This is a genomic window from Hydrogenophaga sp. 2FB, from assembly GCF_005503365.1.
In the GTDB taxonomy this organism is placed as follows: Bacteria; Pseudomonadota; Gammaproteobacteria; order Burkholderiales; family Burkholderiaceae_C; genus Hydrogenophaga.
Genome location: NZ_SCML01000014.1, coordinates 78,569 through 96,107, shown reverse-complemented (window position 1 = coordinate 96,107; position 17,539 = coordinate 78,569). Strand labels below are relative to the sequence as shown.

At 67.2% G+C, this 17,539-nt stretch carries 4 protein-coding genes; all 4 read left to right on the top strand.

Annotated features, from left to right (window positions below; all coding sequences use genetic code 11):
- Position 1: 1 nt before the first annotated feature.
- Genes FFS09_RS10665 through FFS09_RS10650 form a run of 4 tightly spaced genes read left to right on the top strand, consistent with a single transcriptional unit; the run spans position 2 to position 17,536 of the window.
- Positions 2 to 847, top strand: coding sequence for a serine aminopeptidase domain-containing protein (locus FFS09_RS10665; RefSeq protein ID WP_212745085.1), 846 nt, complete (start codon positions 2 to 4; stop codon positions 845 to 847).
- Positions 844 to 15,882 carry a non-ribosomal peptide synthetase gene (locus FFS09_RS10660; RefSeq protein ID WP_137918850.1) on the top strand — a complete coding sequence of 5,013 codons (15,039 nt, stop codon included), beginning with the start codon at positions 844 to 846 and terminating at the stop codon, positions 15,880 to 15,882. The genes FFS09_RS10665 and FFS09_RS10660 overlap by 4 nt, the downstream gene beginning before the upstream one ends.
- The gene (locus FFS09_RS10655) at positions 15,879 to 16,673 is read left to right on the top strand and encodes a serine aminopeptidase domain-containing protein (protein WP_137918849.1); all 795 of its coding nucleotides are present in this window, start codon (positions 15,879 to 15,881) and stop codon (positions 16,671 to 16,673) included. Before FFS09_RS10660 ends, FFS09_RS10655 begins: the two co-directional genes overlap by 4 nt.
- A complete protein-coding gene (locus FFS09_RS10650) occupies positions 16,670 to 17,536 on the top strand; it encodes an alpha/beta fold hydrolase (RefSeq protein ID WP_137918848.1) in 867 nt (288 codons plus the stop codon). The genes FFS09_RS10655 and FFS09_RS10650 overlap by 4 nt, the downstream gene beginning before the upstream one ends.
- Positions 17,537 to 17,539 lie beyond the last annotated feature (3 nt).

Below are 17,539 nucleotides of genomic sequence, written 5' to 3'. Positions count from 1 at the left end.
CATGGCCGAGCAAACGCTGATCCTGGGTACCGACAACCACCTCGTCGCCACCTTCACTCCCGCCGCGCATCCCTCCTCCGAACCACCTCGCTGCGTCGCCATCCTCTCCAACTCCGGTGTGATTCCCCGGGGCGGACCCCACCGCATGAACGTGCACCTTGCGCGGCGCTTCGCCGAGTTGGGCGTTCCGTCGGTCCGCTTCGACATGAGCGGACTGGGTGACAGCCTGCGGGCCAGCGGCAACTTGCCCGTGATCGATCAATGGGTGGCCGATACGCGTGCCGTCATGGACGCGGCGCAGGCGCGCTATGGCTGCGACCGCTTCCTCATGATCGGCTTTTGTTCGGGTGCGGTGGTCGGCCATCTCGTCGCGCTGGAAGATCCGCGGATGCGCGCCGTGTTGCTCTGGGACTTGTACGCCTACCCCACCTTGCAATTCCACGCGCGTACTTTCCTCTACAAGCTGCGGCGTGCGGGCGTGGTGGGGGCCGTGAAGAAGCTGTGGGCCAGGATCTCCGCCGGCTTTCGCGCCACGCCCGATGAGGCGCCCGAGACCGCTCGCTGGATCGGCATGTCGATCTCTCCTCCCATAGAGGAGTTCGTCCAGCGCGCGCAGACATTAACCGCCGATGGCGTGGAATTGTTCTTTGTTTTCTCCGGTGGTGAGCCGGAGTTCTTCAATCACAACGGACAATTCAAGGCCATGTTTGGCCGTTACCCGTTTTTCGACAAAGTGGCGTTCCACTACCTTGAGGTTTCTGACCACCTGGTCACGAGCCGCAAGGCGCAATCGGCCTTCCTTTCCATGACAGAACACTGGCTGCGCCAACGGATATTGAAACAATGAGCGACACCGACGGACTCCGCATGCGGCTGCAACCTGCAGACATCAGCGGCATGCCGACCGAGACACTGACATCGTTGTTCGCCTCGCGCAGCCAAGAGCACCCCGAACGCCTCGCATACGCCTTTGTCCGTGACACGCTGGGACTGGCCGAATCCGTCACCTACGCCGAACTCTTCCAGCAGGTCTGCCAGGTGGCCGACGCGCTGGTCCGCCAGACCCGACTGGGCGACCGCGTGCTGCTGGTCTACCCGCCCGGCCTGGATTTCGTGCGTGCCTTCTGGGCCTGCGTCATCACGGGTCGCATTGCCATCCCCGTGCCAGCGCCCGATGCCGCCCGCTTCAAGAACAGCGCGCCGCGGCTGCTGACCATCCTGCAAGATGCTTCGGCCAGCCTGCTCATGATCAGCAGCGAGTTGAACGAAGCCGCAGATGCGCTGCAAGACATGATCGGCACGGGCACGCAGACCATTCTCTGCACCAGCCTGACCGCTCTGCCACCGGCCACGGGGCCGGCCACACTGCCCGCCGACTGCGAGAAGGTCACCCCCGAGACGATCGCGTACCTGCAGTACACCTCCGGTTCCACCTCGGCACCGCGCGGCGTCATCCTGACCCACCGCAACATCGTGGCCCAATGCCACAGCGGGATCCAGGCGCTGGACATGAACGAGGACAGCCGCGTGCTGACCTGGCTACCCCACCACCACGACTACGGCCTGGTGCTCGGCGTGCTCTGGCCGTTGGGCACGGGCATACCGTCGTACCTGCTGTCCTCGCTCACCTTCCTGCGCCGCCCACTGCGTTGGCTCGAAGCCATTGCCCGCTTTGGCGTGACCCACACCGGCGGCCCCAATTTCTCCTACGCCGCCTGTGTGCGCGCGCTCCAACAGCAACCCGACTGGCAAGGCGATCTCAGCAGCTTGCGCTCGGTCAGTTGCGGCGCCGAGCCCATCCAGCTCGCCACGCTGAACGCCTTCGCCGCCAGCTTCCAGGCGCATGGGCTGGCGCGTGAGGCGCTCATGCCGTCCTATGGCATGGCCGAGACGGTGCTGGGCATCACCACGTCCGTGATGAAGCAGGGCTACCGCGCGCGCACCCTGCATGTGCCGTCGCTGGAAAACCACCAGATCGTCCCCGTGCCCGAAGGCGCCCCCGACAGCCGCGCCATCGTGGCCTGCGGCGTGCCCTTCGAGGGCATGGAGCTGCGGATCGTGGACCCGCAAACGCGCCAGGCGCTGCCCGCCGAGGCGGTAGGCGAGGTGTGGGTGCGCGGCACCAGTGTCGGACAAGGCTACTGGGAGCAACCCGAATCGTCACAGGCGACGTTCCACGCCCACCTGGACACGGGCGAGGGCCCGTTCCTGCGCACCGGTGACCTCGGCTTTCTGGAAGGCCGCGAGGTCTTCATCACCGGCCGCATCAAGGACTTGATCATCGTCCGCGGGCGCAACCTGTATCCGCACGATCTTGAGTGGACTGCCCAATCGACCGACGGCGCTTTGCGTGTGGGCTACGGGGCCGCCTTCTCCGTCGAGGGCGACGATGGCGAGGACGTCGTCATCGTGCAGGAAGTGGAACGGCGCGAAAAGGGCAAGGACCTTGGCCAGCTCACCGCCAACATCCGCAAGGCGATTGCCCAGGCGTACGACCTGCCGCTGCGCGCGGTGGTGCTGGTGCAGGCGGGCTCGCTCCCCCGCACCTCGAGCGGCAAGATCCGCCGGCGAAGCTGCCGACAGGACTACCTGGACGGCCAATTGCAGGTGCTGCACCTCGATGAGGCCAGCATCGTCGGTGCGCTGGACGCCAACGATGAAAGCCTGCCTGCGGAGGTCGAGCGCCTGCGAAGCCTCAGCGACTCCGCCGCGCAACGGCAGGCCATCGAGCAGTTGATCCTGAACCGTGTGGCGCACTTCACCCGCAGGTCGATGGCCGATCTGTCGCTGGAGGCCTCGGCCATCGAATGCGGTCTCGACTCGCTCACCAGTTTCCGGATGCTGCAGTCACTCGAGGCGCTGCTGAACTGCGCGATCCCTTCGTCACTGCTGCTGGCCGCGCCCGATCTGCGCGCCATCGCCGCGCGCTTGCAGGACCTGCTGGCGCAAGGCGGCGCACAACCCGTGGTGCTGATGCGGGATGTCACCACCAACCGCCAAGGCCTGCTGCCGCTCTCCACGCGCCAGCAGCGGATGTGGTTCTGGCAGGAGCTGGCGCCCGGCACCGCGCTGTACAACATCCCCATTTCCCTGCGGATGGAAGGCGCCCTGGACCCCGTGCTGCTGCAGAACTGCCTGCATGAACTGGTCCAGCGCCACGAAATCCTGCGCCTGCGTTGGGTCAATGTCGAAGGCACACAACGCCAGCGGGTCGAGGCTCTGGACGATTGGCGCATGCACCACGTGCACCTGGCCCAGGGCGACGAAGAAGCCGCCCGACAACAACTTGAAGCGCTGTGCGCGCGGGAGGCGGCCCATGCCTTCGACCTGCTGCGCGAGCCCGCGGTGCGCGCCACGCTGGTGACGGTGACGCCGCAGCAGCACCAGTTGTTGTGGATCTTCCATCACAGCGTGAGCGATGGCTGGTCGATCAAGGTCATTCTGGAAGAACTGAGCCAGCTCTACACGGCGCGCTCCGCCGGCAAAGATCCCCTCTTGCCCGAGCCTGCCTTGCAGTACCTGGATTTTGCCGAATGGGAAACGCGCTGGCTGGACAGCGGCGTGCGCGAACGGGAGTTGCGCTACTGGAAAGAGCAGTTGCGCGACGCGCCGATCTCCCTGGAGCTGCCCACCGATCACCGCCGCCCGGTGCACCAGCAGTTCCGCGGTGGTCGCCTCGATCTGCACTTCGCACGCGCCGAACACGAGGCCCTGCGCCAGGCGGCCAAGGCCAGCAACACCACCCTGTTCATGGTGCTGCTGGCCGCGTGGCAGTTGCTCATGCACCGCTACAGCGGTCAATCCACCGTGGTCACGGCCTCGGCCATCGCCAACCGCTCGCGTGCTGAATTCGATCGCGTCGTGGGCTACTTCGCGAACACCTTGCCCCTGCGCAGCGACTTCACCGACGCCTTGACGGTGGCAGACCTGCTGGCCCAGGTCAAAGCCGCATCGCTGGGTGCGTTCGAGCACCACCACGTGCCTTTTGAAGAAGTGGTCGACGCGCTGGATCTCCCGCGCGACAGAAGCCGCATGCCCTTGACCCAGACGTTCTTCGTCTTGCAGCCCAGCGAGCCCGCGGAATATGGCATGGGCGATGTGGTCGCGCGCCGCCTGCCCTTGGGCAGCGCGGTCGCCAAGTTCGACCTGAGCCTGGAGCTGCAGGAAAGCGACGAAGGTCTGCGCGGTTGGCTGGAGTACGACCGGGACCTGTTCGAGCCCGCCACCATCGAGCGCATGGCGCAGCATTTGCGCAACCTGCAAGCGGGCATTTGCGCCGATGCCACGCAATCCGTGGGCCGCGTGCCGATGTTGACGGCTGCCGAGCGCCACCTGCAACTGGTGACCTGGAACGACACCGCCCAGGTGTGCACCAACGACATCCCCATCCAGACGCTGATCGAGGAACAGGTGCGCCGCGCACCCGACCACGAAGCCGTGGTTTTCGGCGATGAACGCGTCGACTACCAGGAGCTCAACCGAAGGGCCAACCGCGTCGCGCACCAACTCCGCCGCTCGGGCGTGGGGCCCGATGTTCGCGTGGGCATCTGCATGGAGCGGTCCGTGGAACTGGTGGTGGCCTATCTGGCCGTGGCCAAGGCCGGGGGCGCTTTCGTGCCGATGGACCCGGATCTCCCCCAGGAGAGACTGGCCTTCATGCTGCGCGACACCGCGGCCCCCGTGGTGATCACCCAGCCGCACCTGGTCGAACGACTGCCCGCGCCCGACGGCGCGAACGCATGCCAATGGCTGGTGCTGGCGCCGCACGCCGAGCTCTCGGCCGCGCACGATGGCGACGACCTGAACCCGGCCTGCGTCAACACACCCGACGACCTCGCGTACGTCATCTACACCTCGGGCTCCACCGGCCAGCCGCGCGGCGTGATGGTGCCTCATCGCGCCTTGAGCAACCACGCCTTGTGGCAGGTCGACAAGCTTTCGATGGGCCCGCACGACCGCCTGTTGCAGAAGACGACCATCAGCTTTGACGCCAGCATCTCGGACTTCTACCACCCGCTGTTGTCCGGCTCGACCATCGTCATGGCCGAGCCCGGCATGCACCGCGACACCGGGTATCTGGTGCGCACCGTCCGAGACCAGCGCATCACGCTGCTGGTCTTGGTGCCCTCGCAGTTGCAGGCGCTGCTGGACGATCCCGACATCGCATCCTGCCGCGAACTGCGCTGGGTCTGCTCCGGCGGAGAAGCGCTGAGCCTGGAGCTCGCGGACCGCTTCCGTGCGCAGTTGCCCCATGCCGTTCTGGGCAACTTCTATGGTCCCAGCGAGACCACCATCGACACCACCCTTTTCGAGGTGTCGGGCCCATTGGCGGGCAGCGACACGGTGCCGATCGGACGGCCCGTCGCCAACGCCCAGTGCTACGTGCTGGATACCCATGGCGAACTGGTCCCGGCGGGTGTCATTGGCGAACTCCACATCGGCGGCGCGGGTCTCGCACGCGGCTACCTCAACCGGCCCGATCTGACCGCGGCGCTTTTCGCTCCCCATCCCTTCGAACCAGGCCAGCGGGTGTACCGCACGGGCGACCTGGTGCGCTGGCTGCCCGACGGACAACTCGAGTACATCGGGCGCCGCGATTTCCAGGTCAAGCTCCGCGGCGTGCGCATGGAGCTGGGCGAGATCGAGGCTGCGCTCAAGGCCCAGCCCCATGTCCAGCAAGCGGTGGCAATGGTGCGCGAAGACGCGGCAGGCCTGCAACGGTTGGTGGCATACGTGGTGGGCGCGCAAGCCGAGCCCGCGGCATTGAAACAGGCCCTGCGGCAACAACTGCCCGAAGCGATGGTGCCCAGCGCCATCGTGCCGCTCCCACAGTTGCCGACCTTGCCCAATGGCAAGCTGGACCGCTCCGCGCTGCCCGCGCCCGATGTTACGTCCCTCTCCTGGGGTGGTCCCGCGTATGAAGCCCCGGACGGCGATGCCGAAGTCCGCATGGCCGCCATCTGGTCCGAGCTGCTGGGCGTGCCGCGCGTGGGCCGCCACGACGCCTTCTTCGAACTCGGGGGCCACTCGCTGCTGGTGATGCGCATGCTCGGTCTGCTGCGGCACGCCGGCTACGACCTCACCGTTCGCGCCGTCTTCAACACGCCGACCTTGTCGGCGCTCGCCGCCATCGCGCAAAAGACCCACCCGACGTCCGATGCGCGGGCGTCGGTGGAACCCTCCATTCCTCCGGGCTGCACCTCGATCACGCCGAACATGGTGCCCTTGAGCACCTTGACCCAGGCGGAACTCGACACCCTCGGCGCTTGCATCCCCGGCGGTGTGGCGAACATCCAGGACATCTACCCGCTCGCGCCGTTGCAAGAGGGCATCCTGTTCCACCACCAGCTGGAGACCGAAGGCGACATCTACCTCACGCGCGTGCTGCTGGCCTGCGACGACGCCGACCTCCAGAACCGCTTCGTCGCCTCGATCCAGGCCGTGGTCGATCGGCACGAGGCCCTGCGCACCGCGGTCCTGTGGGACGGCTTGAGCGCCCCCACCCAGGTCGTGCTGCGCCACGCGCCGCTGAACATCGTCAACGTCGACGTGCCGCCCGGCGCTGATGCGCTGGAAACCCTGCGCGCCGCCACCGACGCCAACCGTGTGCGACTCGACCTGGGTCGCGCGCCCTTGATGTCCGTTTTCGTCGCGCAGGACCCCAAGCAACGGCGAACCCTGATCGCCCTGCTCTCGCACCACATCATCAGCGACCACGTGTCGATCGCCGTGATGCTGGAAGAAGGCCTCGACATCCTCGAGGGCCGTGTGCCCCACGGCGTTTCCAGCCAGCCCTACCGGGATTTCGTCGCGCTGTCCCGCCACGCCGATGCCCAGGCACACACGCGCTACTTCGAGCGCCAACTGGGCGACGTGAGCGAACCCACCACCGCCTTTGGCATGCTGAGAGCCCCTGCCGACCAGCGCGACGTCGGTGTCGCGGGCCTGGCGTTGGACCCCACCCTGGCCGCCCACATCCGCCAGTCGGCGCGCACCCACGGCGTGAGTCCGGCGGTGCTGTTCCACGTCGCCTGGGCGGTCGTGGTCGCCCGCTGCGCCAGCGTGGACGATGTGGTGTTCGGCACCGTGCTCTCGGGCCGCCTGCAAGGCACCACGGGCATGGAACGCACGGTGGGTCTCTTCATCAACACCCTGCCCGTTCGCGTACCGCTCGCGGGGCAGTCCGTGAAAGACGTGGTGCAGGACACCTACCTGCGCCTGATCGAACTCGTCGAACACGAGCACGCCTCCCTGGGACTCGCTCAGCGCTGCAGCGCCGTGGCGCCGACAGTGCCCTTGTTCAACAACATCCTCAACTACCGACACGGCCGTGCCGACATGCACGTGTCGAACAGCGGCGCGCGCATACCGAGGCTTCCGGCGGGCATGAAGATGCTCGGCGCTGAAGAGCGCACCCACTATCCCATGGGCGTTTCGGTGGACGATCTGGTCGACGGCTTCGCGCTGGAAGCACAGGCCATCGGCGGCATCGATGCGCAAAAGGTCGCCCAGTATCTGGCTCATGCCGTGGAGCAACTGGTGCGTGCGCTGGAGCAGGAGCCGAACAAACCCGTGCTCGCACTGGACATCCTCTCGCCCGCGGAACAGCATGCCTTGTGGCTGGCCGGGAACCCGCCCGCCAAGGCCGCGCCGCTGGACCAGCCCGTGCACGTGCTCATCGAGCGCCAGGCCCAACGCACGCCGCTGAGCGAGGCCGTGGCCTTGCGCGGGCAAACGCTGGACTACGCGTCGCTCAACGCCCAAGCCCATCGGCTGGCGCAGCTCCTGCGCACACGGGGCGTCGGCCCCGATGTGCCGGTGGTGGTGTGCATGGAACGCTCGCTGGAACTGGTCGTGGGCATTCTGGCGGTGATGAGGGCCGGCGGCGCCTTCGTGCCGATGGACCCCGATCTGCCCGCCGAGCGCCTTGCGTTCATGCTCTCGGACACGGCTGCGGCCGTCGTGTTGACCCAATCGCATCTGCTGGAGCGGCTGCCGGCGCAGGACGGCGCGCAACGCTTGTGCATCGACACCTTGCTGCCCACCCTGCCCGAGGGGGGCGAGCAGAACCCGCCCGCCGCGAGCGGCCCCGACGACCTCGCGTACATCATCTACACCTCAGGGTCCACCGGTCAGCCCAAGGGCGTGATGGTCACCCACCGGGCCCTGACCAACCTGATGGGCTGGACACGCGAGACCGTGGACATGTCGCCCGGCGACCGGATGCTCCAGGTCATCACCATCGGCTTCGACCCCGCCGTGGTCGACCTGCTGCTCCCACTGACGACCGGTGCCACCACCGTGCTGGCGGCGCCCGGTGAACAACGCGATACCGCATCGCTGGCCCGCACGCTGCGCGACGAACGCATCACGCACGTCAGCCTGGTGCCCTCGCAACTGCGCGTGCTGCTGGACGAACCGCCCTTGGCCCAGTGCGACCACCTGCGCCACGTCATCTGCGGCGGCGAAGCGCTCGAATGGCCGTTGGTTCGGCAATTCGCACAGCGACTGCCGCAGGCGACGCTGGGCAATTTCTATGGCCCCACCGAAGCCACCATCACAGCGGCCCACGGCGTCGCGATCGCGGACGGCGTCCCATCGGCAACGGTGCCGATCGGCCGCCCCATCGCCAACGCGCAATGCCATGTGCTGGACGCCCGGCAACGGCCCGTTCCCATGGGCGTCGCGGGCGAGCTCTACATTGGCGGCACTGGCCTGGCGCGCGGCTACCTGAACCGCCCGGACCTCACCGCCGAGCGCTTCCTGCCCCACCCCGTGCAAGCCGGCCAACGCCTCTACCGCACCGGCGATCTGGTGCGCCGCCTGCCCGACGGGCGCCTGGAATACCTGGGCCGCACCGACTTCCAGGTCAAACTGCGTGGCATCCGCATCGAACTGGGCGAAGTCGAAGCCGCCCTGCGCGAACAGCCAGCGGTCCGACAAGCCGTGGCGATCGTGCGCGAAGACAGCCCGGGCCTCAAGCGCCTCGTGGCGTACCTGGTGGGCCAGGATCTTGACGCCGCCACCCTGAAGCAAGCACTGCGGCAACGGTTGCCGGACGCCATGGTGCCGTCGGCCTTCGTCCTGCTGGAACACCTGCCCACCCTGCCCAATGGCAAGCTGCACCGCGCGGCGCTGCCTGCGCCGGAGCAACTCGTGGCCCCGGGCACGTCCGTCGCCCCCACGGACACCACCGAGCAGGCGCTGTGGGACATCTGGGCCGAGCTTCTGCAGCACACGCAATTTGGCGTGCACGACAACTTCTTCGAGCTGGGTGGCCATTCGCTGCTGGCGATGCAGGTGCTGTCCCGGGTGCGCGCCCAGTTGGGTATCGACGTGCCACTGCGCGCCTTGTTCGACGCACCGACGGTGGCCGCGTTCGCACAAAGGATCGGGCAACACCACGGCACTGCGCGCACCCCGCAGATTCCCAAAGCACCACCGGCCGCCGCGTCGGTACTGACCGCGGCGCAGCAGGGCATGTGGTTCGCGGAAAAGTTGAACGAACAGGCCGCGCAATACAACATTTCGCAGGCCACGCGCCTGCGCGGTCCCCTCGACCTGGCCGCGCTCGAGCGCAGCCTGCAAGCGGTGTGCGAACGCCACGCCCTGCTGCGCAGCCATGTGGTGGCCCACGACGGCGTGCCCATGCTGGCCGAGGGCCAGGATGTGCGCTGGCCGCTGGCACGTCTGGAACTGCCCGCACACGAACCCCGGCAGCGCGACACTGTGCTGCAGCGCGAAGTCGCGGTGTTCGCCCATCAGGCCTTCGATCTGGCCCAGGCGCCCCTGGCACGCGCGGCGGTGGTGCGGCTGGACGAACAGGATCACGTTGTCGTCCTGGTCGTTCACCACATCGCCTGCGATGGTTGGTCGCTCAACCTGCTGCTGAAAGAGCTTGCCTCCACGTACGACGCGCAGCGCCGCCTGGCGCCCTCCAACCTGGCCCAACCCGCCTTGCAGTGGCGCGACGTCGCGCACTGGGAGCAGACCCGGACGCAATCGGACGCGTTCGCTGCGTCGATGGACTATTGGCGCCAACAGCTTCAAGGCCTGCAACCCTTGCGCCTGCCGATCGACATCGAGGACCCCGCCGCGCCCCGCGCCGACGCCGGTCTGCTGGAGTCCATCGCGCTGCCGACATCCCTTGTCCACGGTGTGGAGAGGCTGGCCCAGCAACACAATGCCAGCGTCTTCATGGTGTTGCTGGCGGCTTTCAAGCTGCTGCTCATGCGGCGCACCGGGCAACAGGACGTGGCCGTGGGCATGCCCGTCGTGGGGCGTGACAACCCGGAACTCGAATCGGTCGTGGGACCGCTGCTGAACACCCTCGTCTTGCGCAGCGAACTCCAAGGCGTCGCCGACTTCAGGGGCTTGCTACACCGGGTCCGCGACAACATGCTCGATGCCTGGGCCCATCAGGAGGTGCCGTTCGACCGGCTGGTGGCCGAGCTCTCGCCCCAGCGCGAGCTGGACCGCTCGCCGTTCTTCGATGTGCTCGTCAATGCCGTCGGCCGCTGGGAAGACACCCTTCGACTGGAAGGCTTGACCAGCGAGAGCGTCCCGATCGGCGCGGCGGCGCCCAAGTTCTCCCTCACCCTCTACATCCAGGCCCTGCCGGGCCAGGTCCACATGGGGGTCTCCTACCGAACCGACCGGCTGTGCGCGCCGGCCGTGCGCCAACTCCTGGAGCAACTCGCGCAAGTGCTGCAACAAGCGGTGCAGCAACCCGAGCAGCCCTTGGAGGCGTTCTCTTTGCTCACACCCCAGAGCCAGGCCTTGCTCGCGGATCCCGCGTCGGCATTGCCGCCGCCGGCCTTCAGGCCCGTGACGGACCGTCTGTTCGCGCAAGCCGCCCAGCGCCCCGACCACATCGCCGTGCGGTTCGCGCAACAGCAGCACACGTACGCGGATCTGGAACGCGCCATGCTCACGGTGGCGACACGCCTGCGCGATGCGGGTGTGGGCCCTGGCGACGTCGTGGCCATTGCCGGCAACCGCAGTTTTGCCGTGGTCACGGCCATGCTGGCGGCGCTGGTCAGCGGTGCGGTGTTCGTGACGCTGGACCCGGCGATGCCGCTGCAGCGCAGGCAGGCCATGCTGCGCGAGAGCAAGGCCCGCGCGATCTGCCTGGTGGGCGACGCCACCCAGGACGCGCAAGCCTACGAAGGCCTGGGCATCGACGTGACTCTGGCACTCACACCGCAACTGGACGACCTGGTCGACACGAACGTCGGCACACCGGCGTCGTTCGAACGCCCGTCCATTGGCGCAGACGATCCGGCCTACATCTTCTTCACCTCCGGCAGCACGGGCGTGCCCAAGGCGGTCGTTGGCCGCCACCGGGGATTGAGCCATTTCCTCGATTGGCAACGCACCGCGTTTGACGTCACCCCTCAGGACCGTGTCTCGCAACTGGTCGGCCTGTCGTTCGACCCGATGTTGCGCGACGTGCTGCTGCCCCTGACGAGCGGCGCCACCTTGTGCATACCGCAGGACCGCGACCTGCTCGATCCCATGGTCTGGCTGGCCCGCGAGTCCATCAGCATCGTGCACAGCACCCCGTCCGTGATGCAGGCCTGGCTGCGTGGAACCCGCCTGCAGCAACCCTTGAACGCAATGCGCTGGTGGTTTGCCGCTGGCGAGCCCTTGCTCGACACGCTGGTCACCGCCTGGCGCGCCCGTTGCGGCACCGCGGGCCGTCTGGTGAACCTCTACGGCCCCACGGAAACCACCATGGCGCGCTGCTTCCATGTGGTGGAAGACAGCCGCCGCGCAGGCATTCAACCGGTGGGCCGGGCGTTGCCCGACAGCCAGGTTCTGGTGCTGGATGCGACGGGCCGACGTTGTGGCATCGGCGAGGGCGGCGAAGTCGTCCTGCGCACGCCATTGCGCTCCCTGGGCTACCTCAACCTGCCTGAGGAAACCCGCCAACGCTTCCGCGCCAACCCATGGCGCGCCAACGCGTCCAACGCCGATGCACCCGACGATTTGCTGTACTTCACGGGTGATCGTGGCCGATTCCGCCACGACGGCGTGCTCGAGATCGCTGGTCGTCTGGACGATCAGTTGAAGATCCGTGGCGTGCGCGTGGAGCCCGCCGAGGTGGCCGCCGCGCTGGCGGCCCATCCCGCCGTGCAGCAGTGCACCGTGATGCCCGGCATGGACCGCGAGGGCATGCCGATGCTGGTGGCCTACGTGGTGGCCAAGCCGTCCAAGCAACCCACGGTCAGTGACTTGCGAGCCGATCTGGCCCGTCAATTGCCAGAGGCCTATCTGCCCGGCGCCATCGTCTTCCTGGCCGCGTTGCCGATGCAAGTCAACGGCAAGGTGGACCGGGCACGCCTGCCGGCACCCGATGCACAGCAGATCACCACGGCCGAGGACCATGCGCTCGTCATGCCCCGAAGCCCCATCGAACAGGCCCTGTGGGACATCTGGCGCACGGTGCTGCGCTCCGACGCGTTCGGCGTGCACGAGAACTTCTTTGAACTGGGCGGCCATTCGCTCCTGGCCACGCAGGTGGTGGCCCGCATCCGGGACGTGCTGGCGGTCGAACTGCCCCTGCGCGCGCTCTTTGAAGCACCCCACATCGCAGGCCTTGCCGCCGTGGTGGAACAACACCTGCACGAGACGCCCGGCGACCCGGTGCAAACCTGGCCCGCCCTGACCCGTGTCGACCGCGACCGTCTGCTGCCCACGTCCTACTCGCAGCGCCGCATGTGGCTCGTTCAACAGGTCAACCCCGAAACAACCGCCTACAACATGCCGTTCGCGGCGCGTCTGCGCGGGGCCCTGGACAGCGCGGTGCTGGTGGCGTCCCTGCACAAGTTGATGGAGCGCCACGAAGCCTTCCGGACCACCCTGGTGGCCGTGGATGGCGAGCCCATGCAACGCATCGGCCCCGTCGAACAGGTCGCGGTGGAACATGTCGACCTGCACCACCTTCCGGTGGACGAACGCGAGGCCGCCGCAGCCCAGTTGTTGAACCGGCTCAGCATCCAGCCGTACGACCTGGCCTCGGGGCCTTTGCACAGACCGACGCTGGTGAAACTCGACGACCAGGACCATGTGTTGTTCTGGTCCATCCACCATGCCATTGGCGACGGTTGGTCGGCCGGCATCCTCATGCGGGAAATGGCCGTCATCTATCCAGCGCTCCTGAACGGCCGCGAACCCGCGTTGACACCGCCACGGATCGACTTCGCCGACTACGCCAGCTGGCAGCGCGAAGCCTTCGATACCGCAGCCCTCTCGGACCAGTTGCGCTTCTGGAAACAAGCACTGCAGGGCCTTGAACCCCTTCCCCTGCCATTCGACCGCCGGCGGCAAGGCGCCAACACGGGGCTGGGCGCACGGATCACCGCGACCTTCGAACCCGCGACCTTGAGTGTCCTCAGGCGCACGGCGGCCGAACACAACGCCACGCCCTATATGCTGCTGCTGGCCTGTTTCCAGCTGATGCTGGGTCGGTTCTGCGGCGTCAAGGATGTGGCGGTCGGTACCCCCATCGCCAACCGGACGCAGGTGCATGCGGAACACCTGATCGGCACACTCGTCAACACCGTGGTGATGCGCACCGACCTGTCGGGCGACCTCACCTTCGTCGACCTGCTCCAGCGCGTGCGCGAAACCTCGCTGCAGGCATACGCCCATCAGGATCTCCCGTTCGAGGCCTTGGTCGAAGCCGTGCACACGCACCGCAATGCGGACACGGCCCCCTTGGTGCAGGTGTTGTTCAACGTGCTCGCGGCACCCCAGCCCGCGCAAAGCATCGACGGGCTCTCCTACGAACACTTCAAGTTCGAAACGGGCAGCGCGCAATTCGACCTGTCGCTCAGCGTCGATACGCACGCGACCGGCCTCGCCGTTCTGTCCTACTCCACCGACGTGTTCGAACCCGCCACCGGCGAGCGGCTCTTGAGCGCCTTCATGGCCATCGTCGAGCGGGTCGTCTCCGATCCGCTCCAGCGGCTGTCCTCGCTCCCCTTGCTGGGGAACGCAGACCAACAACATCTGGCCGACTGGAACGACACCGCCGTGCAACCCGGCGCCGAGACCACCGTGCATGGGCTCCTGGACCGGCAAGCGGCACGGACGCCAGCTGCCGCCGCGCTGGAACAAACCGGCGTGGGCAGCCTGCGCTACGGCGAGCTGATGTCGCGCGCCAACCGATTGGCCCATGCCCTGCGCAGCAAAGGCATCGGACGCGGCGCCCTGGTCGGCCTGTGCGTGGATCGCGGTATCGACATGGTGGTCGCGCAACTGGCCGTCCTCAAGGCCGGTGCGGCCTACGTGCCTCTGGACCCCGCCTACCCCGCCGACCGCCTGGCCTACATGGCGGAAGACGCCCGGCTGGCCCTGCTGATCACGGAAGCGGCGCTGGTGCACGCGCTCCACTGGCCGCGCGATCGGTCCTTGCTGCTGGATGTCGATATCGCCTTCATCGCCGCTCAACCCGATTCGCCGCTGACGACCGCCGACGACCGCGATGCGCGACCCGAAGACCCGGCCTACGTGATCTACACCTCCGGGTCCACCGGCAAGCCCAAGGGCGTGGTCGTGCACCACCGCGCGGTCGTCAACTTCCTCAACAGCATGGCCCAGGCGCCAGGGCTCACCGCCGAGGACAGCCTGGTGGCGGTGACCACGCTGTCGTTCGACATCGCCGTCCTCGAGTTGTTGCTGCCCCTGAGCGTGGGCGCCCGCGTGGTGCTCGCCACGCGCGATCAGACCCTCAACGGCGCCGCGCTGCGCCAGCTCATCGAGCACCACAACGCCACGGTCATGCAGGCCACGCCCTCGACGTGGCGCATCCTCATCGACGCGGGCTGGCAGGGCTCGCCGCACTTCAAGGCGCTGATCGGTGGCGAAGGCCTCCCGCAGGACCTCGCCGAGCAACTGCTGGCGCGCACCGGCGCGTTGTGGAACATGTACGGCCCCACCGAAACCACCGTGTGGTCCACCTGCTGGAAAGTCACGCAACCCGAACAGGGCATCTTCATCGGCCGCCCCATCGCCAACACGACGGTGCACATCCTCGACGAGTCGCAGCAACCCTGCCCCGTCGGCGTGCCGGGCGAGATCTACATCGGCGGCGACGGCGTGACACTGGGCTACCTGCACCGACCCGAACTCACCGCCGAGCGCTTCATCGCCGACCCTTTCCAACCCGGTGCGCGCCTGTACCGGACGGGCGATCGGGGCCGCTGGCGCAACAATGGCCTGCTCGAACACCAGGGTCGCCTGGACTTCCAGGTCAAGGTGCGCGGACACCGCATCGAGCTGGGCGAGATCGAGTCTCAACTCGGCATGCACCCGCAAGTGGCCCGAACCGTGGTCATCGTGCGGGAGGACGTGCCAGGGGATGTGCGCCTGGTCGCGTATGTTGTGCCGCAGGCCGACATGCCCCCCACCCACGGCTTGCGCGAACATCTGCGGGCATCGCTACCCGAGTACATGGTGCCTCAGCACTTCATCGAGCTGGCATCCATTCCACTGCTGCCCAACGGCAAGATCAACCGCCACGAGTTGCCCAAGCCATCGGAGGGGGCGCAAACCCCGGCCCATGACCTCGTGCCACCCGGCACACCGTCGGAGCTCGCCGTCGCCGAGGTCTGGCAACGCCTGCTCGGGGTGTCGCAAGTCGGCGTGACCGACAACTTCTTCGACCTGGGAGGCCATTCGTTGCTCGCGATGCGCGCCATCACCGAACTCAACAAACGGCCCGGTGTTGCCTTGACGGTGCGCCAGTTGATCTTCGACAACCTCGGCCAGATCGCCGCCACCATGGACAACACCACCGATGCGCCAACGCCACCCGATGAGGGTGACAGCGCTCCCGATGGCTGGTTCAGCAAACTGATGGACCGCATCCGGTGAGCCCCTTCCGTTTTGGTCCGCAAGCTCGTCAGCTGTACGGCATCTTCCACCCGGCCAACCCCCGGCGTCCCACCGGCATGGCGGTACTGCTCTGCAACCCGTTCGGGCAGGAAGCGGTTCGGCTGCACCGTCTGTACCGCGTGCTGGCCGATCGCCTGAGCCACCACGGCACGCACGTGATGCGCTTCGACTACTTTGGCACGGGCGAATCCTCCGGCGACGATGAAGAAGGTGAACTCGGTGGCTGGTGCGCCGACCTCCAGCTCGCCGACCACGAACTGCGGCAGCGGTCCGCCGACTCCCGCGTGAGCTGGGTGGGTGCGCGGTTGGGGGCGACGCTGGCCGCGCTCGCGTCGACCAACGCCCCACGGGCACCCGACACCCTCGTGTTGTGGGAACCCATCCTGAACGGGCCGGCCTACCTCAAGGAATTGGCGGGCGCAGATGCCAAGTCGCTCGACAGCCTGCTCCGCAAGCCGACCGCGCCCACATCCCCCAACACCGAGTTCATTGGGTTCGGCGTCGGCCCCAAACTGGTGGCGCAAGTCGAGCAACTCGATGTGTCCCCTTTGAGCGCCGCGCGCGCGCGCCAGACCGTGGTCATCCACAACCCCACGGCCTTGCAACAACCGACCCTGAAAGCCGTCCTCACGCGCATGGGAAGCAGTTGCCACGCAGAGTCTCTGCGCCACACGTTCGACTGGACCTCGGAAGAAGCCTTGAACACCGCCCTCGTACCCGCAGACGCCTTGAAGCTGCTTCAAACGTCCATCGACCGGAGCGCGCCATGAGCGACATCCTGGTGGTCTTCGGCGCGGAGCGCCACCTGGTGGGGACGCTGACCCTGCCAGAGGGTGGAGAGACCCAGCAGGTCGGCGTTCTGCTGCACAACGCGGGCGTGATCTCGCGCATGGGCCCGCACCGGCTCAACGTGAAACTGGCGCGTGAATTGAGCCGGCGAGGCATCGCCACCTTGCGCTTCGACCTGTCGGGCCAAGGCGACAGCCGCGTGACGGCGCAGGGAAAGACATTCGAAGAGCAAGCCGTCATGGACCTGCGAGCCGCCATGGACCACATGGAGCGCATCTGCAACGTCAAGCGGTTCGTGGTCGGCGGCATCTGCTCCGGGGCGCACAACGGCATGGCCGTCGCGGAGTCAGACCCCCGCGTGGTCGGCTTGTGGATGATGGATGGCTACGCCTATCCCACGGTCAAAGCCCTCTGGCGCCGGCGCATTCCACAGATCACCCGCAAGCCGCTGACCACGCTGCTGCATTGGTCCGCAAGAGCCCTCCGTCTGGCATTGGCGCCTTTGCAGAAATCCTTGCGCATTGCCGACGAGCGCAACTCCACGCTGGACATGGGCCGAGCAGCCCCCGACAAGGCGGCCTTTGCGGCGTCCCTGGAGACCCTTGTGGACCGGGGCGTCGAGGTTTTCGTGATCTATACCTCGAGCGTCTGGTGGACCTACAACTACGCCGGCCAGTGGCGCGACAGCTTCAAGGAACACGCGTTCGTGGATCAGGTGCGCTGCGAGCATCTGCTGGACATGGACCACACAGCGACGAGACTGTCCTCCCAGCAATGGTTGATGTCCCACCTGGGGGATTGGGCCGAGTCGATCTGCGACCGCCCGGAACACACGACCTGGTAGCGC